Source organism: Ruegeria sp. HKCCD3925 (assembly GCF_057221175.1).
Genome location: NZ_JBWVBI010000001.1, coordinates 723,699 through 745,040, shown reverse-complemented (window position 1 = coordinate 745,040; position 21,342 = coordinate 723,699). Strand labels below are relative to the sequence as shown.

General features: G+C 56.2%; 19 protein-coding genes. 12 read left to right on the top strand and 7 right to left on the bottom strand.

Features of this window, described 5'->3' with window-relative positions:
• Positions 1–454 precede the first annotated feature (454 nt).
• The 5 genes from AC2TEM_RS03695 to AC2TEM_RS03675 all read left to right on the top strand — a co-directional run bounded on the left by AC2TEM_RS03695 (position 455) and on the right by AC2TEM_RS03675 (position 6,585).
• Positions 455–1,132 carry a hypothetical protein gene (locus AC2TEM_RS03695; RefSeq protein WP_480855988.1) on the top strand — a complete coding sequence of 226 codons (678 nt, stop codon included), beginning with the start codon at positions 455–457 and terminating at the stop codon, positions 1,130–1,132.
• Positions 1,129–2,016, top strand: a complete 888-nt coding sequence (locus AC2TEM_RS03690) for a ComEC/Rec2 family competence protein (RefSeq protein WP_480855987.1) — start codon at positions 1,129–1,131, stop codon at positions 2,014–2,016. Before AC2TEM_RS03695 ends, AC2TEM_RS03690 begins: the two co-directional genes overlap by 4 nt.
• Before the next feature lie 606 nt (positions 2,017–2,622).
• Positions 2,623–3,231 (top strand): hypothetical protein, encoded by a 609-nt coding sequence (locus AC2TEM_RS03685; protein WP_480855986.1) that lies wholly within the window; start codon positions 2,623–2,625, stop codon positions 3,229–3,231.
• 203 nt (positions 3,232–3,434) lie between these two features.
• Complete coding sequence (locus AC2TEM_RS03680; protein WP_480855985.1) at positions 3,435–6,407, top strand: phage tail length tape measure family protein; 2,973 nt, start codon at positions 3,435–3,437, stop codon at positions 6,405–6,407.
• Positions 6,408–6,420: 13 nt separating this feature from the next.
• Entirely contained in the window at positions 6,421–6,585 is a 165-nt protein-coding gene (locus tag AC2TEM_RS03675) for a hypothetical protein (RefSeq protein WP_480855984.1), read from the top strand.
• 188 nt (positions 6,586–6,773) lie between these two features.
• Here AC2TEM_RS03675 and AC2TEM_RS03670 read toward each other — a convergent pair whose 3' ends face one another.
• The 6 genes from AC2TEM_RS03670 to AC2TEM_RS03645 all read right to left on the bottom strand — a co-directional run bounded on the left by AC2TEM_RS03670 (position 6,774) and on the right by AC2TEM_RS03645 (position 12,798).
• Positions 6,774–7,769 (bottom strand): ABC transporter ATP-binding protein, encoded by a 996-nt coding sequence (locus AC2TEM_RS03670; protein ID WP_170421110.1) that lies wholly within the window; start codon positions 7,767–7,769, stop codon positions 6,774–6,776.
• Positions 7,766–8,800 (bottom strand): Gfo/Idh/MocA family protein, encoded by a 1,035-nt coding sequence (locus AC2TEM_RS03665; protein WP_170421112.1) that lies wholly within the window; start codon positions 8,798–8,800, stop codon positions 7,766–7,768. Before AC2TEM_RS03665 ends, AC2TEM_RS03670 begins: the two co-directional genes overlap by 4 nt.
• Complete coding sequence (locus AC2TEM_RS03660) at positions 8,797–9,636, bottom strand: carbohydrate ABC transporter permease (RefSeq protein WP_170421113.1); 840 nt, start codon at positions 9,634–9,636, stop codon at positions 8,797–8,799. The genes AC2TEM_RS03665 and AC2TEM_RS03660 overlap by 4 nt, the downstream gene beginning before the upstream one ends.
• Before the next feature lie 10 nt (positions 9,637–9,646).
• Positions 9,647–10,561: a carbohydrate ABC transporter permease gene (locus AC2TEM_RS03655; protein WP_170421115.1), complete on the bottom strand. Its 915-nt coding sequence runs from the start codon at positions 10,559–10,561 to the stop codon at positions 9,647–9,649.
• A gap of 66 nt (positions 10,562–10,627) precedes the next feature.
• Positions 10,628–11,878, bottom strand: coding sequence for an ABC transporter substrate-binding protein (locus AC2TEM_RS03650; RefSeq protein ID WP_170393441.1), 1,251 nt, complete (start codon positions 11,876–11,878; stop codon positions 10,628–10,630).
• On the bottom strand, positions 11,875–12,798 hold the full coding sequence (locus AC2TEM_RS03645) for an N-acetylmuramic acid 6-phosphate etherase (RefSeq protein ID WP_170421117.1): 924 nt from the start codon (positions 12,796–12,798) through the stop codon (positions 11,875–11,877). The genes AC2TEM_RS03650 and AC2TEM_RS03645 overlap by 4 nt, the downstream gene beginning before the upstream one ends.
• 159 nt (positions 12,799–12,957) lie before the next feature.
• Here AC2TEM_RS03645 and AC2TEM_RS03640 point away from each other — a divergent pair, with 159 nt between their 5' ends.
• From AC2TEM_RS03640 to AC2TEM_RS03620, 5 genes are all read left to right on the top strand, one after another.
• Positions 12,958–13,845 carry a BadF/BadG/BcrA/BcrD ATPase family protein gene (locus AC2TEM_RS03640; protein WP_170421118.1) on the top strand — a complete coding sequence of 296 codons (888 nt, stop codon included), beginning with the start codon at positions 12,958–12,960 and terminating at the stop codon, positions 13,843–13,845.
• Complete coding sequence (locus AC2TEM_RS03635) at positions 13,832–14,587, top strand: GntR family transcriptional regulator (RefSeq protein WP_170393434.1); 756 nt, start codon at positions 13,832–13,834, stop codon at positions 14,585–14,587. The genes AC2TEM_RS03640 and AC2TEM_RS03635 overlap by 14 nt, the downstream gene beginning before the upstream one ends.
• Positions 14,588–14,599: 12 nt before the next feature.
• Entirely contained in the window at positions 14,600–15,628 is a 1,029-nt protein-coding gene (locus AC2TEM_RS03630) for an SIS domain-containing protein (protein WP_170421120.1), read from the top strand.
• Positions 15,625–16,758 carry an N-acetylglucosamine-6-phosphate deacetylase gene (nagA, locus tag AC2TEM_RS03625; RefSeq protein WP_170421123.1) on the top strand — a complete coding sequence of 378 codons (1,134 nt, stop codon included), beginning with the start codon at positions 15,625–15,627 and terminating at the stop codon, positions 16,756–16,758. Before AC2TEM_RS03630 ends, nagA begins: the two co-directional genes overlap by 4 nt.
• Positions 16,759–16,913: 155 nt before the next feature.
• Complete coding sequence (locus AC2TEM_RS03620) at positions 16,914–18,914, top strand: tetratricopeptide repeat protein (protein WP_480855983.1); 2,001 nt, start codon at positions 16,914–16,916, stop codon at positions 18,912–18,914.
• A gap of 2 nt (positions 18,915–18,916) precedes the next feature.
• On the opposite strand, the gene AC2TEM_RS03615 is transcribed toward AC2TEM_RS03620, so the two are convergent.
• Complete coding sequence (locus AC2TEM_RS03615; protein ID WP_170421127.1) at positions 18,917–19,219, bottom strand: DUF6476 family protein; 303 nt, start codon at positions 19,217–19,219, stop codon at positions 18,917–18,919.
• Between AC2TEM_RS03615 and AC2TEM_RS03610 the strand changes: the two genes are divergently transcribed.
• Both AC2TEM_RS03610 and rpoH read left to right on the top strand, forming a co-directional pair.
• Complete coding sequence (locus AC2TEM_RS03610; protein WP_170421129.1) at positions 19,218–20,252, top strand: RluA family pseudouridine synthase; 1,035 nt, start codon at positions 19,218–19,220, stop codon at positions 20,250–20,252. The genes AC2TEM_RS03615 and AC2TEM_RS03610 overlap by 2 nt on opposite strands.
• A gap of 147 nt (positions 20,253–20,399) precedes the next feature.
• Positions 20,400–21,296: an RNA polymerase sigma factor RpoH gene (rpoH, locus tag AC2TEM_RS03605; RefSeq protein WP_170393423.1), complete on the top strand. Its 897-nt coding sequence runs from the start codon at positions 20,400–20,402 to the stop codon at positions 21,294–21,296.
• The last annotated feature ends 46 nt before the right edge of the window (positions 21,297–21,342 follow it).

The following is a 21,342-nucleotide window of genomic DNA, read 5'->3' as shown; positions in this document are numbered from 1 at the left end:
CCGAAATCCTCTCAGACGGTCAGACAGAAAGAGACACTACAGGCGGGGTGCGCTTTCCCGCCCTTTGTCAGGCGAAAAGAAATGGCCCTATATTTATGTGTACAAATAGACAAATAGACAAATAGATACGAATAGACCATAGAAATAAGGGGTTCTGGACCGATTTCTATTTGTCTTCCATTTGTCCCACCCGCTGGTCTTGGACAAACAGGCGAATTATTTCCCGGCGATTGTGACCTGCTAATTCCATTCTCGCGAACTTTGTAACCCAGTCCAGAATGGTAGGACTTCACCACATTTGGTCAGATTGGGAACATTTAGCGAACTAAGCTTGCGCGGCAGGTTGCCGCATGCTATATAGGGGCAGGGACGTATGGTCGTCGCGAGATGTAGCGAAGACCCATATAGGGAGGAGAAAATGCGTTAAGTACGATAGGCCGGAGGAAACCGCATCATGTCTGATCAGCATTCACTAAAACGCCAAAACGCTGCGCTGATTAGGGGTGTTCTGGCTGGCCACGTTATCGTCTTTGCATTTGTCCTGATTGGTTCAGAACGACTTCTGAGTGTAACTAACCTAAAGCCAGTCGAAATACTGGCTGGGGCAGGGTTCCCGACTTCCGCAGCTCTTATTTTTGCTTGTTTGACCAAGCTGCTTCTGCTGGGAATGCTTCCTGCCTCATGTCGTGACAGCTTGGTGCATTGGCGCTTGGCGCATCCATTACCGGGGGCCAGAGCGTTTTCAGCTATCGGTCCTAAAGATCGTCGGGTGAACATGGTTTCACTCGCTGCGAACCATGGACCATTGCCTGAGGACCGCCGCCTACAAGATTCACATTTCTATCATGTGTATCGGCAAGTTAGGGATGAAAGTGGAGTTCTAGACGCCCATGGAAATTACCTCGCCGCGCGGGATACCGCCACGATCAACGCTTTCATGATGTTAGGTTTGCCACTGCTATTGTGGTGGTTTTCCGACGATGTTCGAATGTCTCTGATCTACGGTTTCGGCTTGGTCGGGGCCTACCTAATTAGTGCTTGGACCGCACAGCAGTATGGCGTGAGGTTTGTGCAAAACGTGCTTGCCGCTGCATCATCACAACCCACAGACTGCATGGAGAAAACCGCATGATGGACATCACAATCCACGACGTAGGTCATGGGGCCTGCTCAGTGGTAACCTGCCCGAATGGAACTCGCTATATGCTGGACTGTGGCTTTTCGAGCCACAGACCATGGTACCCGTCGGTTGAATACGCAGGGCAAGCTTTCGACCGGCTGATAATTCAAAACTTGGATGAAGACCATGTTCAAGACCTGCCCTCTATGTTCGAAAAAGTTCGCTTTCGCGGAGTTTTCAGCAATCCATATATAGGAGCTGATCAACTGAAAAAGATGAAGCCTGACGGGATGCGATCTGGCGTGACGGCCGCATGGGAATTCTTGAAATCATATGGTCCCGGACATGTTGGTCCACTCCCTTACACTGACGATGTTGGCGTGGTCCATTTCTTCAATACCTACCCATTTCATGCCACGGACACGAACAATTTGAGTGTCGCGACGTTCTTTATTTGGGGGCGTTTCGCCATTCTATTTGGCGGAGATATGGAGTCGAAGGGTTGGGAGCAGTTAATGGCTCATAGTGGTTTTGTTAGCCTGCTGCCTCTCGTTAGGGTCTTCGTCGCCTCGCATCATGGTCGGCAAAATGGGACGCATGATGGTCTGATGAAACACATGGACCCAGATGTTGTGGTTATATCGGACGACGGTATTCAGTATGAAACGCAAACAACGAACGGTTGGTATCGGCAACGTGTTCGCGGTATTCCAGTGGTCGACTCGAATAATTGTCCAACTGGTGAGAGCCGATATGTTTTCACCACCCGCAAAGACGGAACAATGAAGATACGGGTAAACCGTTTCGGTGGGTACTTGTTGGGCACGACTAATCCGCAACCAGCCAAGCAATCATTGGGGCTAGGAGAGTTGTTGGCTCAAGCAGCAATAAGGTGAAAGAACTGCTGCTTCCCAGTCGCCGCTGACGCGGCACAATACAACTTTAGAAAGTTGTATATATAAAATATATACAATTGAATAACTCAAGCGACTACTAACAGCCCGCTAACGCGGGGAAGGGGATATTCATAAAAATAAGGATAATTGTGCGAATTCAATGCGTTATGCGGCAGTTGACTGAGTAATAATATTGCGCGCATTTCCGAAAAATTTGTAGAGAATCACGCGTTCGCGTAAGTCGTTGAAAACAATAAGTGAATCGAATTAATTCCAAAAATAGAATTTAACATAATCGACCTTATTAAGCACTTCCCGCCCGTATCCGGCTGGTCAGCATAACACGGGCAGGGTCATAACACGACATAGAAGCTGTTTTGTCGTTGTTCGTCGTCGCCGCGTTAGCGGTGCAGATCAGAAATAGCCCCGGATATTGTATCGGGGACCCAAAGGGGCACTAGGGGTGGGGTGAATTCGACCCTCAGTCGCTGCCTCAGCGGCCCAATGCAACCCATTAATACAACTTCTTGAATCACAAATCTCAGAAGGGCCCATTTTGTGTTACTCTAAGCCATATTGATGAATTTTGATTAGGAGTTAGTTGCAATGGCGTTTGGACCGGGACCGGGTGAGTCATACACACCGAAAATTGGGAAATTTTGGACCTACGCAAATCCACTTGAAGTAACGATGCTTTCAGTTGGAGCCCCACCCGCAACCCCTCTCGACCCTCTGGACCCGGCTAGAGATCAGCATGAGTTTTCCAGATCATTCTATTCCGATGATAGAATGGCGTGGAGGACCGAAACAGGTGGAAATGGGGAAACGAAGCTCGTTCAGGAGGAATTTCAGTTCGTAGTTTCACACTTTAGAAGACATGAGAGCGGGACGTACTGGTCTCGTTACAACCGATACTGGTTCAAATACTTGATTTATGGACTTGGTCTTCCTCTTCACAACAATCTCGGAAGCCCACGTGATCATGGCCCTACTCAAATAGATATTATTCTAACAATTGGTGGAGGAGATTATATCTTACCTAGGTTCGGTTTTGTTGAATGGGGCTGCAGGATGGCCAAAGCTCCTCGAACGTGGAATTATGATCAAATCGGGAACGACGACGAAGTAGACTACCAGTCAATCGCCAAAAATATTTACTCTGTAAAATACGTTCCTAAGGGGGGTGTCTGTTGGGCAGAGCAGTGTCCAGGCTGACCTCGTATTTGTTCGACCGATAGTTCCAAATATTTTGCTGCGCACAACTTGTGTGATAAAATACTGATATCTCCACAGTCAGTAGGCGCGGTGCTTTTCTTTTTTGCCCCGCACGACTTGGCCTCGGCAGCAACGGCGGGTCTGCATGGCCGTTGCTGCCGAGGCCAACCCTTTTCAGAACAGACCTAGAAAGAACTGAGCAAATGAGCGAAACGCACGAATTGCGTTTGAAGATCAACGCCACCGCTGCTGAATCCGGCGCACGTAGATTTACAACAGCGGTGGAAGCCGTAAAGCGGGCTGTTCGCGATCTTGAGCGGGATAGTACAGGCGCGTTCACCAAACTGAGCAAAATCAATCCCCAGATCGATGTGAAACCGCTAACGCGGGCACTTACCGAAACTGAGAAGCTAGGCACCGCAACCGACCGCGCGGCAGAACGTATTCGGACCTTGGCTGTCCAAAGTTCCAACGCCCTACGTGTCAGCACGGATCAAGCCAGCCGCCTACGTGATCGCCTCCTTTCCATTGGCGACACGGCAGGTTTGGCACGGCTTGAAGACGGGCTCGAACGCCTGCGCGCAGGCCTGACCAATGCCACGACGAGACTCGATGTCAGGGAGGCCCGCGCAGGGTATTCCGACCTAGCTAGCGAACTGAACCGAACGGCACGGGAAGCGGAACGTCTGCGCGCCGAAACCATCGCGTCAGCGAATGCTCAAGAGACCGCCGCTAACGCGGCTGCGCGCCGTTCTGCCAACCTTGAAACGCTTCGGGCTAAGCACGATAGCCTGTTCGCCACTTCTCGCGCATACGAGCAGTCACTAGCCGAAGTACAGCAACTAGAAGACGCCGGTGTGCTGAGTGCTCAGCGGGCCGCTGCTGCCCGCGAACAAGCCGCAGCAAGTCTTATGGCGGCAAGCGACGCAGCAGACGTGTATTCCGGCAAGGCCCGCGTCAGCGGGCACGAGACGGCCTATATGGCGGCGCAGTTCAACGATATCGGGGTTATGCTGGCATCTGGGCAATCCCCACTTATTCTGGCTGTCCAACAGGGTACTCAGATTTCCCAGATGCTGAATCAAATGGGCGATAGAGCGTCTATTCTTGCAACGCTTCGCTCCGGTTTCATGAGCATGATTAACCCGGTTTCCTTGGCGACGATCGGGATCATTGCGGGCGGTGCCGCGCTGACGCAATGGGCAATGAGCGCATTGGACGCCGGGGAAGAGACTAAGAGCTTTGAAGACCGGCTAACCGATCTTTCAACCGCTGTTTCCACATATCGCGGGTACGCTGACGCTGCATCGCAGACCACCAGCGAGCTAAGCGCCAAGTTCGGTGTGTTCGGCGCACAGGCCGGGTCCGTAAATGCCGCCCTTGCCACCATTGGACGACTCGATGCGATCAGGGCGGCGGACTCGGCTGTTGCCGACCTGACGGAGCGTTTCGGTGGTCTATCCCGCACAACCCTGACCTATGCCGATGCTGTGGTGCCTCAGATCGAAGCCACATTCCTGAACCTCAAGGACTCGCTGGCGCTGACCGATGTGCAGGCCGCTACCGTGGTCAAGTCTCTCGAAGGCTTGGCGACTGCTGACACCATGCAGGAGAAGGTCGCGGCGGCGAACTCGCTAAATGAAGCGTTTGTGCGGGTGTTTGGATCAGTCGAAGCAATCCCCGAAGAATTACTGAACGTGCAGCGAGAGGCCCTTCTGGTGGCCCTACAGGTCGCAGAAATCGGCACCGAAACAGACAAGGCCGCCGACAAAATTTCCCGCATGCATGAAGGCTATGCCCGGTCTCGAATTGAGGCTCAGAAGGCTAAGGCATCGGCTCAGGAATTGCTGACTGGCCTGCGTCAGCAGGCCGAATTGAACCGGCTTATCGCGACGTTTGGACGTGATTCAGTGCAGGTAGCTGAAGCCCGTATCCGGGCAGAGCGCGCCGCGTTTGCCGAGACTACCCGCACCCTTGATGTATCGGAGTCCATGAAGACCGAACTCATGGCGGCGTGGGATGCTGCAAACGGTGTGGCGTCGTCCAACATGACAGGCAATATTTCGTCGGCATCGCAGGCCGCTGCCACTCTTGCGCGGAATCTAGGAATTGCCGTGGATGCCGCAGCTTCCTTGAGCAACGCGCAATCTTCCAAAGAATACGGCGGTAGGGGTCAGGACCCACGCGCATTTGGCGATGGCGGGCGACTGTCCGGTTCGAATTATCAGGCGGACCAGAACTACACCTCAGTAAGTGATCTGATTGATCAGTTGGCCAAGTCCAGCGGCGGCGGGGGACGGAGTGCCGCACTGTCCGAAGAGCAGCGGGCTATCGAAGACCTGAACAAGAGCTTGAAAGATCGTCTGACCAGCTTGCAGGCTGAGAAGCTTGAACTTGAACTTGTCGCCTCCGGGCAATTCCAGACCGTCGAAGCCGCTCGACTGATGGCTGAGGCTCAGGCTTCCATGGGGTCATCTGTGGACAAGACTACAGAAGCGCTCATTCGGCAGGTGGATGCTGCTCAAAAGTCGGCAAACGAGATGAAGGACGCCGCAAACGCTGGGGCTGCGGGATGGCTTGCAGTGGTGCCCAGCTACAAGGACGCTGCAAACCAGATTCAAACCGACGTTCTGGATAGCTTGAGCAGTGAAATCGCCAGCTTCGCCCAGAGTGGAAAATTTGACTTTGAGCGCCTCGCTGACTCGATTTTGGCGACCATGACACAGCTTGCCGCCCAGCTCGCGGTCAAGGAGCTTTTTGGGGGGCTGTTGGGCGGTGGTGACAGCGGCGGCGGTGGTGGGTTCATCGGCGCGCTCGTTAGCTCATTCTTCGCCGCAGAAGGTGGCCTGACAAGCAGTCCAACGTCAGTGAATGCTGGTCCAATGGTGTCGCCGGCCGCCTACAGGCACGCTCCTCACTACAAGGAAGGTACAACAAACACGTCAGGTATCCCTGCCGTACTACATCCTAACGAGGCGGTCATCCCCCTCAGTAAAGGGCGAAAAATTCCGGTCGATCTGGGCGGCACGAACGGTGCGGCAGGCGGTACAGTCATCAACCAGCCGCAGACATTCAACATCACAACGCCTGATGCTGACAGCTTCCGCAGATCACAGAAACAGATTCAGAACGACGCATTCCGCGCAGGACAGCGCGCGGCGGCGTCAAATAGCTAAAAGGACGCAAGACATGGCATACGAAATGAAGAGTCCGGGGCATCCGACCGGCATGCATTACCCAAAGGTTATCAAGCGGCGTCAGGAGCTTGGGCTGGATGAAAAGGGTTTTCCGATCCCGCGTCAGGATCAGGAAGCGGGATCGGACGACAAAAGCGACGACTCCGACGCCCGCTAACAAGGGCAACGATTCGACGTGCCACTTTGCACAAAACTAGGCCTGACTTTGCACAATTCTAAAAATCTGCGATCCGGAAAGATTTGTAAAGCATTGTAAAATAATGTAAATATTTTTGTGCGGTGGAATAAATCGACAATCGAGTCTTCTCGACCGCACCAGCATCCTGAAATCTTTACCCGAAATTGTCAGGTGAGACGGGCGCCCTGTCGGTTGAAGCGATAGGTTCGATCATGGGCGTAGCCGAAATGGACGGATTCACCAGCGTTGACCTGATGCTGGCCGAACAGGCGCGCGGTTATCTGGTGGTCTTGCATCATCGCGATCACGTTTGTGTCTCCACCCAGATGCTCAACATGGGTCACGTTTGCGGTCAGGGGGCCTTCGTCGGATAAATACAGATCCTCTGGGCGGATACCCAACGTTGTGTCTGCGCTGTCGCCGATCACGCTGGCGGGGAAGAAATTCATCGACGGAGCGCCAAGGAAACCCGCGACGAACTGGTTGGCGGGGTTATTATATAGCTCCATCGGGCTGCCAACCTGTTCAACGCGCCCGTCGCGCAGGACGACGATCTTGTCAGCGAGCGTCATCGCCTCGGTCTGGTCGTGGGTGACGTAGATCATCGATGCATCGAGCTGCTGATGCAGATTGGCGATTTCCAGTCGCGTATTCATACGCAGGGCGGCGTCCAGATTGGATAAGGGTTCGTCAAACAGAAACAGTTTGGGTTCACGCACAATGGCACGCCCGATGGCGACACGTTGGCGCTGGCCGCCTGACAGTTCTGAGGGGTAACGGTCGATATAGGGCTCAAGGTTCAGCATCTTGCTGGCCTTGGCGACGCGTTCTTCGATGACCTGCTTGCTCTGGCCTTCCTGTTTCAGTGCCAGCGACATGTTCTTGCGCACATTCAGGTGGGGATAGAGTGCATAGCTTTGGAACACCATCGCGATGCCGCGTTTCGAGGGGGGCGTAAGGTTCATCACCTCTCCGCCAATGCGCACTTCGCCCGAGGTCACGTCCTCCAGCCCCGCGATCACGCGTAGCAGGGTGGACTTGCCGCAGCCGGAGGGGCCGACGAAGACGACGAATTCTCCGTCTTCGACTTCGATGTTAATATCTTTCAGTACCTCGACAGTGCCGAAGGACTTGTTCACGTTTGTCAGCGTCAGGGCGGTCATGTGCGTGCCTCTTTCAGCGAAATGGGTTGGCCAATGCGGATGCTTTCATCGGCAGCTAGACAGATGGCCAGCGATTGCACGGCGTCGTTCATATGGCGGGTCAGGTCGATGTCCTCGGCGATGGCGCGCAGCATATAGGCTTGTTCGGCATCGCAGAGCTCCTGATGACCGGGTTCATCCGGCATGTCGATTTTCTGGTCGCCGTCGGGGCGATGGACCAGAAGGCCGCCGACCTTGGTGTGTCCGTCGATATCGGCGGATGCGCCCTTGTTGCCATCGGTGATCGAGACCGAGCCGTTGGGCGACACGATGTCTTTCACGAAGAACGCGGTTTCGGACATCATCGGGCCCCAACCGGCCTCATACCAGCCGACCGAGCCATCCTCGAAGACCACCTGAAACTGGCCGTAGTTGTACATGTCTTCGGCGATCTCATCGCTTAGGCGCAGGCCCATGCCGTGGACTCGCACGGGGTCGGAGTCAGTGATCTGACACATCACGTCGACATAATGCACACCGCAATCGACGATGGGCGAGGTGGTCTGCATCAGAGCTTTGTGTGTTTCCCACTCGGCCCCGCTGCTTTGTTGGTTGAGATTCAGTCGGAAGACGTAAGGCCCGCCAAGGTCGCGCGCCTCGGCGATCAGGCGCATCCACGAAGGATGGTGGCGCAGGATGTAACCGATCACCAGTTTGCGGTTGGTCTCAATGGCTTTCGCGACGACTCGTTTGGCATCAGCCACAGTGGTTGCCAGCGGCTTTTCAACGAAGACATGCGCCCCGGCCTCCATCGCCGCGCAGGCGAAATCGGCGTGGCTGTCGGAGTAGGTCGCCACGACCACCAGATCGGGCTTGGTCTCGGCCAGAGCGGTGTGAAACTCAGAATAGGCTGGATAGCCTGTCAGGCCAGGATGGTCCACGCGGCCAGACCGGTTCACCAGCCCCACGACTTCAGCGTCCGGGTGGTTGTGGTGGGCCAAAGCGTGGCTCAGCCCCATATTGCCGAGGCCAGCGATCAGAACTTTGGTCATTTGACAGCTCCTGAAGTGATGCCGCGGATCAGTTGGCGCGAGAAGATGACATAGAGCACCAGCACCGGCAGGATCGCCATGCTGAGCGCCGACAGAACCGCGTTCCAGTCGGTGACGAACTGGCCAATGAAGACTTGGCTGCCCAGCGTCAGTGTTTTGGTTTCCTCGGCTGGGGCAAGAATCAGCGGGAACCAGAGGTCGTTCCAGATGGGGATCATGTTGAACACGGCCACGGTCGCCATGGCGGGGCGGACGAGCGGTAAGACCAATCGGAAGAATATGGTGTATTCGGACAGCCCGTCGACGCGGCCTGCGTTCTTCAGATCATCCGAGACCTGCCGCATAAATTCTGACAGGATGAACACGGCTAGCGGCAGGCCTTGTGCGGTATAGACAAGGATCAGGGCCCACAAGGTGTTCACCAACCCGGTTGCCACCATCATCTCAAGTATCGCCACGGTGCCGATGCGGATCGGGATCATAATCCCAAGCGCCAGATAGAGGCCCATCAGAGTGTTGCCCTTGAATTTGTATTCGCTCAGGGCAAAGGCGGCCATGGCGCCGAACAGCAGAACGAAGGCCAGCGACACCACGGTCACGATCAGCGAGTTTTGGAAATAAAGGAAGAAATCCCCTTGTTTCATTACCGTCTGGTAACCGATCAGCGAGAAGCTTTCGGCATCGGGCATGGCGAGCGGCTCGCGGAAGATCGAGCGTCGGGTTTTGAAGCTGTTGATGATGATCACGAAGACCGGGAACAGGGCGATCAGGGTATAGAGGATCAGCGCCCCGTGCATGGCAGCCGTGTTCAGCGGGTTATGGCGTGCTTTGTTCATGCGTTCACCCTCACAGCTGATACCGGCGCATCCGGGTCTGGATGCCGAAGAGGTAGATGCAGACACCCACAAGGATGATCGCGAACATGGCGCCTGCGATAGCGGAGCCCATATGCGGGTCGCCCAGTTGCAGTTGGAAGCCAAAGAAGGTGCGGTACATGAAGGTGCCTAGGATATCGGTTGAGAAATCCGGCCCTGCCAGCGCACCTTGCGAGACGTAGATCAGGTCGAACGCGTTGAAATTGCCGACGAATGTCAGGATCGAGATGATGCCAATCGAGGGAATGATCAACGGCAGCTTGATCTTCCAGAACGCCGAAGCACCGGTGATGCCGTCTATTTCTCCGGCTTCAAGGATCTCTTCAGGGATCGACAGCAGGGCGGCGTAGATCAACATCATCGGGATGCCGACGAATTGCCAGACCGAGACAAGTGCTAGTGTTGTCAGCGCGTATTCTTCCTTGCCCAGCCATGGTGCAAACAGCGACTTCAGACCAATGGCGTCCAGCATTGAAGGTGCGATGCCCCAAAGCGGGGACAATATCAGCTTCCACGCGAAACCGACGATCACAAAGCTCAGAATGGTCGGAATGAAAATTGCGGACCGATAGAGCGCGGCAAACCGCAAGCGTGGATGCGACAAAAGCGCGGCCAAAGCGATACCGATGGGGTTCTGAACCAGCATGTGGATCAGGAAGAACCAGAAGTTGTTGCCCAAAGCGTTCCAGAACTGCTCGGACCAGATCGGATCGAAGAACAGGGTGCGGAAATTCTGCAAGCCCACGTAGATACGTGTCTGATCAACCTCGGTGAACAGTGCGAGGCGCAGTGTGTTGAACAAGGGGAAGATCATCACTGCCGTGTAGACCAGCACCGCAGGGGCGAGGAAAACGGCAATGTGCCAGCGTATGCGGCGGGTCTGCATGGGAATCTCCGGGGGAAAGGTCCGGACGCGACGCGGTAGCCGCGTCCGGTGTGAGTGGCCTAGGTGTTACTGATGCGGTGCGTACCAGCTGGCCAGACCGTCTTGCAGTTGCTGACCCAGCGCTTCGGGTGTCTCGGCACCCTTGATGGCTGCAACGGATGCACCCCAAGTCTCGTTTTCGAGGTTCGGTGTGCCGCGCGACAGGATTTGGTAGGTCGAGCGGATTGTGCTTTCGCACTCATCTCGCCAACCGACGATTTCCTTGGCCAGTGGGTCTTCCAACTCGACCGGAGTGCTGGACAGCGGGAAGAAGCCGGGTAGGGCGTTACCGAAGATGCTGGCGAATTCCGGGCTTGCGACCCAAGCCAGGAAAGTGCGCGCAGCTTCTTGGTTTTCGCTCGCCGCGTTCATGCCTATGCCGATATCGGTGTGGTCCGAAATATAGCAGGTATCGCCCGCGTTCTGGACCGGTGGCTTAAAGGCGCCCATTTCGAAATCGGCCTGCGTGTTGAAGCCCGAGATTTCCCAGCTGCCTGCTGGATAGACCGCTGCACGACCCAGCGTGAACAGGTTCTGGCTGTCGGGATAGGTTTGCGCTTCATACCCGTCGCCGAGATAGTCGGCCCACTTGGCCAGTGTCGCATACGGGGCGACCCACTGGGGGTCGGTCAGCTTCTGCTCGCCCTTGATCAGCGCCTGACGGCCTTCTTCACCCTTCCAGTAGTTTGGGCCGATGTTGTTGTAGCCCATCGTTGCGGCTTCCCACTGGTCATTGGTGCCCATCGCCATCGGGATATAGGTACCGTCTTCCTTGATCTTATCGAGGGCGGCAAAGAACTCAGCTTCGGTAGTTGGAACTTCGATGCCCAACTCATTGAACGCATCTTTGTTGTAGATGAAGCCGTGAATCACTGACGCCATCGGGACGCAGAAACTGGCCGAACCGTCATCGGTTTGCCACGCAGATTTGGCCACGTCCGAGAAATTTCCCATGGCCTCAAGATCAGACAGATCGGTCAGGTGCCCCGACTCGTATAGCGCAAGCGAGGCATCAAACGGACGGCAGGTAATCAGATCGCCAGCCGATCCGGCCTCGAGCTTCGAGTTCAAGACAGCATTGTATTCTGCCGGTGCAGAGGGCGAGAATATTACTTTGATGCCGGGATTCTCGGCCTCGAACGCCGGAATGATCTTTTCCTGCCACAACGCCAGATCGTCGTTTCGCCAACTTTCGATGGTCAAAGTGGCCTCTTGCGCATAGGCGCTTGTGACCAGCGCCGTGCTCATCAAGGCAAGGCTCAGAACTTTGCGTGTCATTTGATATCTCCCAGGTTGATGGTTTCTTGGTTTTGTTTCATCCGCTCCAGCGCAGGGCGGAGGTGATCGTCGGTGTTGCTTAGCATTGCTTGCGCCGCGTCCAGCGACCCTGCGCCTACAGCCAAAAGGGCCGCGCATTTGAGGTTGCCCTCTGCCGCAGTCAACGCCTTTGTAGCCTGAGCGGAGGAAACGCCGGTCAACTGACAGACGATCCCGTTGGCTCGGGCGCGTAGCTTGTCATTGTCAGCGCGCAAATTGATCATCATGCCGTCCTGAATATGCCCCAGCTCCATCGCCATCAGCGTCGAAAGCATGTTCAGTGCGATTTTCTGCGCTGTACCAGCACCCATGCGGGTAGAGCCCGAGATCAGTTCAGGTGGTGTCGAAAGCAGGATTGGATGGTCAGAAAGCTGCAACAGTTCGGTGCCCCCGTTATTGGCAATGCCGATAACTGTGGCGCCTCTGTCCCGCGCGATCCGCGCTGCTGCGGTTGTGTACGGTGTGGTTCCGCTGGCCGAGACGGTGATCAAGGTGTCTTTGGCAGAAAGATCGGCCAGGTCTCGGGCAAGGCTGTCGGTGGCATCTTCGACATCTCCCGGCATCTCAACTCCTGAGGGCAATCCACCTGCCATGTGGATGCGAATCTGGCGGGCTGGTATCGAAAAAGTTCCCCCGAGTTCCAGCGCATCCGAGGCGGCCATCAAGCCGGAAGAGCCTGCCGCCAAATAGCGCAAAACCCCGCCCGATCGGATGGATTGCGCCATAGCTTTTGCGCCTGCGCAGAGGGTGGGCAGCGAGGAAAGCGGGGCAGCGGCAGCGTCGGCTTGCGAGCGGGCCAGCAGCTCGGCCACTTCAGTCAGCGGTCGGGCGTCAAGTCCGATCGCGTCTTGATGTAGCTGTTCGGTAACTGGCTTGGTCACGTGATTCTCCCCCGAGATTTTGAATATCATACCTTTTAGATACCATTAGTCTACCATTTTATTTTTACGCCCACTATTTTCAAGATTTAGACAACTATTACTGCATTATTGTGTAATTTGGTCTTCAATATTAGAAAAAGGTATTATAAAGGTATCTCCATGAGTCGCCCTTCTGATACCATTGTGCTGGCCGCTGATGGCGGTGGAACACGCTGCCGTCTTGCTGTTTCAGACGGCTCTGCGGTTCAGTGTGTCGAGGTTGGTGCGGCAAATGTATCAACCGATTTTGACGCAGCCTGCGCTGAGTTGATGCACGGAATTGCTGCTTTGGCCCGACTTGCCGGACTAGAGGCAACTCAAATTTCTCGTGCGCCAGCCTACTTGGGGCTGGCCGGTATCACGGGGCGTGCGCTGGCTGATCGGCTGGCAGAAAAGCTGCCATTTGACCATGTTCTGATTGAAGATGACAGGCCCGCCGCATTACGTGGTGCGTTGGGCTCGAAAGGCGGTTTCGTAGCGCATTGCGGAACGGGTTCTTTTCTGGCGGTCCAGAATGGGGATCGCAGGTCATTTGCCGGGGGCTGGGGACCTGTTCTCGGGGATCAGGCCTCGGCGCAATGGGTTGGGCGGCGGGCTTTGGCCTGTACGCTTGATTTTGTGGACGCTCTGAAGCCTGCGTCTGAATTGGCGGACAGCCTGTTGTCGCGTTTTGATGGCGCTGCTGGGATTGTCAGGACCGCCTCCAAGATGTCGCCTACCGAGTTCGGAGCGCTGGCGCCTGTTGTCACGCAACACGCAAAGCAAGGAGATGCGCTTGCGCTGTCGATCATGGAGGATAGTGCACAATATCTGACAGATCAGATGTTGGCGATGGGCTGGATGCCCGGCCTTTCGATCTGCCTGACCGGCGGCATCGGCCCGCAATATGCGGAATTTCTGCCTGCGCCAATGCAACAGGAATTGGCCGACCCGCTGGGCGATCCGTTGACCGGTGCCATCGCGTTGGCCCACGCCTTTCAAAAGGAGACCCGACATGAGCGTTGCTGACTTCTTGCGGCCCGAGGGTTGGCTGGGTCAGACCGCCGGTCCCCGATACGTACAGCTGCGGCAGCGGCTGGAGCAGGGGATTGAAGAGGGTATTCTGGCCCCGAACAGTTCACTCCCGCCCGAGCGCGAGATTGCCGAACTGACGGACCTGTCGCGGGTGACGGTCCGCAAGGCGATTCAGGAACTTGTGCGCAAAGGCGCGATTGAACAGCGGCAAGGCTCGGGATCATTCGTGCGTCAAGCGGTTGCGCGGGTTGAGCAGTCGCTGTCGCATTTGACCTCGTTTACCGAAGACATGGAGAGGCGCGGTTTTGAAACGACTTCAACCTGGTTGGAGCGCGGTATATTCCTGCCGTCGCCTGATGAGATGCTGGCGCTGGGTCTGTCGGCCAGCGATCAGGTCGCGCGCATTCATCGACTGCGCGCGGCTGGTGGGCGGCCAATGGCGCTGGAACGCGCGGCGTTGCCGCTGGATATCCTACCCAACCCGACCGAGGTTACCGGATCGCTCTATGCGTTCCTCGAACACTCGGGCAATCGTCCGGTGCGCGCGATCCAGAAAATCTCAGCCATCAATCTCGAAGCGACCGAGGCCGGTTTGCTGGACGTTGCCGAAGGTACGGCAGGGCTGCGCATTCAGCGGACCTCATACCTAGAAAGCGGGCGCGTTGCTGAACTTACCCGATCCATCTATCACGGCGATGCCTACGATTTCGTGGCAGAGCTGCGTCTGTCAACCTGAAAGGCAGGGCACATGTCCAGCGAAACAACTCAAATGCGGCAGGAAATCAATGAGATACCTTTTGCCGTTGATCGGCTTCTCACTGATGGTGCCACGGCGATTACAAAGACCGCAAGCGCGATCCGCGCGCACGATCCCGGCTTCCTGATTTCGGTTGCGCGAGGTTCGTCGGACCATGCCTGCAGCTATCTGAAATACGCTTCAGAACTGCTGCTGGGCCTGCCCATGGCCTCGGTTGGGCCGAGCGTGAAATCGATCTACGGGGTCGATATGCGATGCCCCGGGGCGCTGTGTATTTCGGTATCCCAATCGGGTCAAAGCCCCGACATCGTACAGCTGACGAAGTCCCTGACAGAAGGCGGCGCGTATTCGGTGGCGATCACGAACGATACCACGTCTGCACTGGCCCAGAACGCCACCTCGGCTCTGCCCATCCTTGCAGGCCCCGAGCTTAGCGTGGCTGCCACCAAGACTTTCGTCACCTCTCTGGTCGCCGGGCTTTGGTTGCTGGCCGAGGTAAAGGGTGATGACACTTTGCTGGCTGCAATTCACAAATTGCCGGAAGATTTATCGCGGGCGATCACCTGCGATTGGAGTGCGGTGGTCGAGGCAGTCGATGGCCAATCCCTGTTCACTTTGGGACGTGGGATGTCCTGGGCAATTTCGAATGAGGCGGCGCTGAAATTCAAGGAAACCTGCCAGATTCATGCGGAAAGCTATTCCTCGGCCGAAGTTCTGCATGGCCCGGTTTCGATCGTGGATCAGGGCTTTCCGGTGATTGCGTTCTCGTCCGGAGACGCGGCTGAGGCCAACATCGCCGAAGTCGCCGATGCGCTCGCAGCTAAGGGCGCAAAAGTCTTCGCAACGACCAATCAGGTGTCTGATGCCGTGAGGCTACCACATGTCCGCACCACGCACTGGATGACAGATCCGGTAGCCTCAATCGCTTCGTTCTACGGTATGGTCGAAACTGTGGCCACGCGCCGGGGCATCAATCCCGATGCACCGCGTCACCTGCGGAAAGTGACGGAGACGGTATGACCGATGCGACGATCACCTTCGCGGGCGGGCTTATCTTTGATGGTAAAACCCTGAAGGACGGCCACGCCGCCCGTTTCGTCGGCGGGCTGCTCGACAGTATTTTGCCCGAAGCCGAGTTGCCTTCGGATGAGATGGTTCAGGATCTGTCGGGCGATATTTTAAGCCCCGGCTATGTAGATTTGCAGGTGAATGGCGGCGGAGGCGTCATGTTCAACGACGATCCATCGGTCGAGACATTACAGCGTATTGCGGCGGCTCATCGCAAGCTTGGCGCGACGTCGATCCTTCCGACGCTGATCACGGACACGCCCGAAAAGACAACGGCTGCCATTTCTGCTGCTTCTCAGGCCATTCAGCGCGGAGTTCAGGGGATTGTCGGCTTGCATCTTGAGGGGCCGCATCTCTCGGTGCGACGCAAGGGCGCGCATGACGGCGGGCTGATCCGCCGGATGCAGGACGCTGATCTTGCACAGCTGATAGAAGCGGCAGGGGCGTTGCCTGCATTGATGGTCACGCTTGCGCCTGAAAGTGTCACGATTGCTCAGGTCGAAACGCTCAGCAAGGCGGGGGTCATCGTGTCGTTGGGGCACAGTGATGCCGAGTTTCAAACCTGCGTGGCTTACGCACAGGCGGGCGCGCACTGCGCCACCCATTTGTTTAACGCGATGAGTCAGTTGGGCAACCGCGAACCGGGGCTGGTTGGCGCAGTCTTGTCCAGCGGTGCGATGTCTGCCGGGTTGATAGCGGATGCAATCCATGTTCACCCGCAGACGATGCGCGCCGCCTTTGCAGCTAAACAGGGGCCGGGGCATCTGTTTCTGGTGAGCGACGCGATGGCCGTTGCTGGAACAGATCTGCGGGAATTCAAGCTGGAAGGGCGTGTCATCCAACGTGAAAACAGCAGGCTGACCTTACCGGATGGAACCCTGGCCGGGGCCGATCTGAACCTGACCACCGCGCTGCGCGTGTTGACAACGGATGTCGGCGTTTCACTGACGGACGCCTTGGCAGCGGCCACACGCATTCCGGCGGATATCATTTCCCAGCGCTCAATCGCGCGCCTGAACTTGATCTCGCAGGCCATTCGCATTTCTCCGGACTTGTCGCAGGCCCGTCCGGCGGTTGCTTAACCTCGCATTGCAACAAATTGCGAAACACCGCGTTTTTCGCATCTCGCCTCAACTGTAGCGGTTGTGTAAGACCTTAGGCGAACGTGGTTTGGGAATGTCTGTATGTATCAGATAATTGGAATAGTTGGCAGGGCATTGACCACCCGGATCGCGCAATGATCCAAACGCGTGGCGTTTTCATTGGTCAGCGTACGGATTGTTTGGGCGCGCGCCTGCTGATGATCCTGACCTGTATCCGTCTGGCCGAAGACTTTGGGACAGACTACCGGGTGAACTGGTTCCCGCAAGGCGCCGATGCGCCGGAGTTGGATCATCCTGAGGAGTTATTCACCAAAGACTGGATGGATGCGCATTTCCTTGATCAGGCAGAGTTCGACGCGATAAGCGCGACCGCTCTGCCAATTTGGGCCTTCCAACACGATCCATCGCCCGAGCGGCTGATCGACCATTTGGCTTCTGGCCGTTCGGTTCTGGTCGAAGAAGCGAGCGAGATATTTGGCTTCCCGTGGGAAGATATCGAAACCATCCGTCCCCGCTATCGCGATTTCATACATAGCGTTGGATTTGTGGATGAGGTTCGTCAGATCATGGATCGCGCGGATCAGAAGCTCTCGGGGCTGGGGATTTCGGCTTACCACATTCGGCGCGGAGAAATCCTGAACGGATTACCATGGAAGCATTCGATCTGGCCCGCCAAGATCGAACCTGACGAGTTTTACGAGGCCCATCTGGAGAAATCCAAGGGCCAGACGGCGATCATGTTTTCGGATCAGCCAGAGGTGATAGACCGTTTCAAGCAACGGTTTCCGGAGCTCATGCAGATGTCGGATATCGCTGATCTGTCGGCTCTGACCCGGGCGCAGCGGGACTTTCTGGAGCTTTTTGCGATGTCACGGGCGGATCAGGTGATCGCGCCACACATATCTGGCTTTTCAATGGCTGCAGCCCGGATTTCGGGGCAGCAGCGTAAAGTGTTCCGCGATGTATTGTCCAAGGATGAGATGCAGGCGGCCAATGCGCGGTTCATCGAACGGGTTGCGAAGGGGCCATCGGCCTTTCCGAATCCCTCAGAGGCGGCGCATATCTATTCAAAGGCGGTGCAATATCTGTCAGCGCAGGATCGCTGCGAAGAGGCGTATGATAGTGCGAAACCTATTCTGGACGCCGGGGCCGACAACGCCTTTATGCCACTTCTGCAATCCCTGAACTGTTTTTACCTGTCGAAGTGGCAGGAAAGCGAGGCACATGCCAAAGAGGGATTGCAGAACCCGCATCTCTGGCCCGAAGACTATTCTGTTTTGTGCGCCTTGCGTGGCGCTGTTCTCGGCATGCAAGGCAAGCGTGGTGCGGGGACACACCATTTTGCAAAAGCGTTCTGGTCCAAGTCATTACGGCCGGATATTGTGGTTCTGGGGTCCAGAATGCTCTACCGTGCTCAACTCGCGCTTAGGCTGATGCCGCCTGTGGACTGGTCATTGCAAAAGGTCGTTCGGCAACGCCGGTTTGCACCGTTCAATAACCTGTATCTGGTTCAGCGTAAGGTTGTCGTCAGGCGTCCTTGCAACTTCGATTTCATACTCTTGGATTGGGCCGAGTTGGCGCTGGATCAACGCGCAAGACGTATCTTTGATCACCAACAAAGATTGGAAGCGCTTTCAACCTCACTCGATGAGGTTCACGACGTACCGGCAGACGACCCGCGATTCTTGGGCGCCAGGGTGATACTACAGAGGCATCTGGGGGAATTGTCGGGGGCCCACGCCATTGATAAAACCCGCCAGATCGTAGCTGAAGTGCCGGAAAGTGCCTTGTACCAAAAGCGGCTGTCCGAACTTTACGAAGCAGAAGGCGATACCGTAGCTGCGCATCGAACGATGTCAGAGGCGCTAGCTTGTGACCCGGAAAGCCCGTTTCTTCTTTTTGCCATGGGGCGCTTGCTAGAGCGGACGGGCAAGACCGGTCAGGGTGAAAAGTTCATTCTGAAAGCTGCCGATCTGGATGAAGTCACCGTCGTCATTCAGGGCATGGCGGGCCAGATTCACATGCGTCGCGGGAACAAGAACAAGGCACGCCCCTATCTTGAGAAAGCGCGCGACCTGTATCCGCCCCACAAGCGGTTCACCAATCAACTGAATAGACTTTCGGGTCAGGCGTGAAACTAGTTCAGCGTAACCTCTTGCCGCAGGTTTCCGGTTGTCTTGTCGAAGATCAGAATCCGATTGTCCTCGGTCACTACCGCATACCAGTTGTTGCCGATGGTCAACGCTTGCGCTTTTGCGCCATCCGGAAGTTCGATCTGGTCGGGCAGCTTCGGAGTGCGGTCCGATAGGCGGATGACAATCAGGGCGAATGTCACTAGAACCCCGCCAATCATTACCGCGGTCAACAGCATGACCATACGCCGCAGCAGTCGAAGCTGCGGTGTTTCCTGCGGTTCCTGAGGTTCGGAAGGGACAGTCATGGGCACCCGCCTGATAGAGTTTCATATCGCGGCCGCTCCGCCGCCCCGCCTTGATAAGGCGCTTGCGCGGGATGTGCCAGCGGAAGAGAACCTGTCGCGCACCCGGCTGGCCCGACTGATCAATGAGGGTGCCGTCACCGTTGATGGCGTCGCCGTAGAAGACCCCAAAGCTAAGATAACCGAAGGCGCGCAGATTGGGATCACCGTGGCCGAAGCCGAAGATAGTCATATCGGCGCTGAGGATATCCCACTTGAAGTCGTCTATGAGGACGACGATCTGATCGTGATCAACAAACCAGCAGGGATGGTCGTGCATCCGGCGCCGGGCTCGCCGAACGGTACGCTAGTCAATGCGCTGCTGCATCATTGCGGGGATGATCTCTCGGGTGTTGGGGGCGTCAAGCGCCCGGGCATCGTGCACCGGATCGACAAGGAAACCAGCGGGTTGCTGGTTGTGGCGAAATCGGATGCGGCGCATCACGGGCTGGCTGCCCAGTTCGAGGCGCATAGCGTCGAGCGCTACTATCGCGCGATCTGCTATGGTGTGCCGGATGCCAATGACCCTCGGTTGCGTGGGATCAAGGGTGTCAGCTTTGAGCCGGGCAACATCATGCGTTTGACGACACAGCTGGCACGGCACAAGACGGATCGGCAAAAGCAGGCTGTGTTGTTTCACGGTGGGCGCCATGCGGTAACGCGCGCACGGATTGTCGAGGTTTTTGGAACGCCGGGCAGCCTCTCTCTGATCGAATGCTGGCTTGAGACGGGCCGAACGCATCAAATCCGTGTCCATATGGCCCATGCCGGCCACGGGCTTGTCGGAGATCCGGTTTACGGCGGAAAGCGCAAACTGGCTGCGCGGTCATTCACGCCTGAGGCCGCCGAGGCGGTGCAGGCTTTCCCCCGCCAAGCTCTGCACGCAGCAGTGTTAGGCTTCGAACACCCGGTTTCGGGCCAGGCATTACGTTTTGAAGCCCCGCTGCCGCAGGATATGGCGGACCTGCTGGAAAATTTCAGAAAACCACTGAAATAAACTGCAAAGGCTTGTGAAAAAGGCCTTTTCAGCTTTCCTTTACATAGGGTTAATCTCAGACTGTTAACAGATCCTCTTGAATGTATCGGGTCTGGTACCCATATCCCATGTTAAGGGCTTAAACATTTGTCCAAGGGGCAGAAATAAATGGCAAATTACTCAAATCTTCCAGCGCCGACACCCGAGGGTGGGCTGAACCGCTATATGCAGGAGATTCGCAAGTTTCCTCTGCTGGAGCCGGAGGAAGAATATATGCTGGCCAAGCGCTGGGTCGAGGAACAGGATACCGAGGCCGCGCATAAAATGGTCACGTCGCATCTGCGTCTGGCAGCCAAGATCGCCATGGGATATCGCGGTTATGGCCTGCCGCAGGCCGAGGTGATTTCCGAAGCCAATGTGGGCCTGATGCAGGCGGTCAAGAAATTTGACCCCGAAAAAGGCTTCCGGCTGGCGACCTATGCCATGTGGTGGATCCGCGCTTCGATCCAGGAATACGTCCTTCGGTCGTGGTCGATGGTGAAACTGGGTACAACATCGGCGCAGAAAAAGCTGTTCTTCAACCTGCGTAAAGCAAAGGCACGCATTGGCGCGCTGGAAGAAGGTGATCTGCGTCCTGAAAACGTGGCCAAGATTGCAGAAGACCTCGGAGTGACCGAGGAAGAAGTGATCAGCATGAACCGTCGGATGTCCGGTGGCGATGCTTCGCTGAACGCGACCGTGGGGTCCGAAGGCGAAGGCACCATGCAGTGGCAGGATTGGCTGGAAGATGAAGATGCCGATCAGGCTGGTGACTACGAGGCTCGCGATGAATTGGAAGCCCGGCGCGAATTGCTCGCTGCTGCGCTGGATGTTCTGAACGATCGCGAGAAAGACATCCTGACTCAGCGCCGTCTGATGGACCAGGCTGTTACGCTGGAAGAGCTGAGCACGCAGTACAATGTCAGCCGTGAACGTATTCGTCAGATTGAAGTGCGCGCGTTTGAGAAGCTGCAAAAGAAGATGCGAGAGCTTGCGCGCGAAAAAGGTATGCTGGGTTCAAACTAACCCCAGACTGATATCAGCCCGCCATATGAGCGGGCTGATTTTTTTA

Bases quoted from the DNA above. Each gene is read 5' to 3' on its own strand.
- AC2TEM_RS03695 (WP_480855988.1), top strand. From the start codon at position 455: ATGTCTGATCAGCATTCACTAAAACGCCAAAACGCTGCGCTGATTAGG.
- AC2TEM_RS03690 (WP_480855987.1), top strand. From the start codon at position 1,129: ATGATGGACATCACAATCCACGACGTAGGTCATGGGGCCTGCTCAGTG.
- AC2TEM_RS03685 (WP_480855986.1), top strand. From the start codon at position 2,623: ATGGCGTTTGGACCGGGACCGGGTGAGTCATACACACCGAAAATTGGG.
- AC2TEM_RS03680 (WP_480855985.1), top strand. From the start codon at position 3,435: ATGAGCGAAACGCACGAATTGCGTTTGAAGATCAACGCCACCGCTGCT.
- AC2TEM_RS03675 (WP_480855984.1), top strand. From the start codon at position 6,421: ATGGCATACGAAATGAAGAGTCCGGGGCATCCGACCGGCATGCATTAC.
- AC2TEM_RS03670 (WP_170421110.1), bottom strand. From the start codon at position 7,769: ATGACCGCCCTGACGCTGACAAACGTGAACAAGTCCTTCGGCACTGTC.
- AC2TEM_RS03665 (WP_170421112.1), bottom strand. From the start codon at position 8,800: ATGACCAAAGTTCTGATCGCTGGCCTCGGCAATATGGGGCTGAGCCAC.
- AC2TEM_RS03660 (WP_170421113.1), bottom strand. From the start codon at position 9,636: ATGAACAAAGCACGCCATAACCCGCTGAACACGGCTGCCATGCACGGG.
- AC2TEM_RS03655 (WP_170421115.1), bottom strand. From the start codon at position 10,561: ATGCAGACCCGCCGCATACGCTGGCACATTGCCGTTTTCCTCGCCCCT.
- AC2TEM_RS03650 (WP_170393441.1), bottom strand. From the start codon at position 11,878: ATGACACGCAAAGTTCTGAGCCTTGCCTTGATGAGCACGGCGCTGGTC.
- AC2TEM_RS03640 (WP_170421118.1), top strand. From the start codon at position 12,958: ATGAGTCGCCCTTCTGATACCATTGTGCTGGCCGCTGATGGCGGTGGA.
- AC2TEM_RS03635 (WP_170393434.1), top strand. From the start codon at position 13,832: ATGAGCGTTGCTGACTTCTTGCGGCCCGAGGGTTGGCTGGGTCAGACC.
- AC2TEM_RS03630 (WP_170421120.1), top strand. From the start codon at position 14,600: ATGTCCAGCGAAACAACTCAAATGCGGCAGGAAATCAATGAGATACCT.
- nagA (WP_170421123.1), top strand. From the start codon at position 15,625: ATGACCGATGCGACGATCACCTTCGCGGGCGGGCTTATCTTTGATGGT.
- AC2TEM_RS03620 (WP_480855983.1), top strand. From the start codon at position 16,914: ATGATCCAAACGCGTGGCGTTTTCATTGGTCAGCGTACGGATTGTTTG.
- AC2TEM_RS03610 (WP_170421129.1), top strand. From the start codon at position 19,218: ATGGGCACCCGCCTGATAGAGTTTCATATCGCGGCCGCTCCGCCGCCC.
- AC2TEM_RS03615 (WP_170421127.1), bottom strand. From the start codon at position 19,219: ATGACTGTCCCTTCCGAACCTCAGGAACCGCAGGAAACACCGCAGCTT.
- rpoH (WP_170393423.1), top strand. From the start codon at position 20,400: ATGGCAAATTACTCAAATCTTCCAGCGCCGACACCCGAGGGTGGGCTG.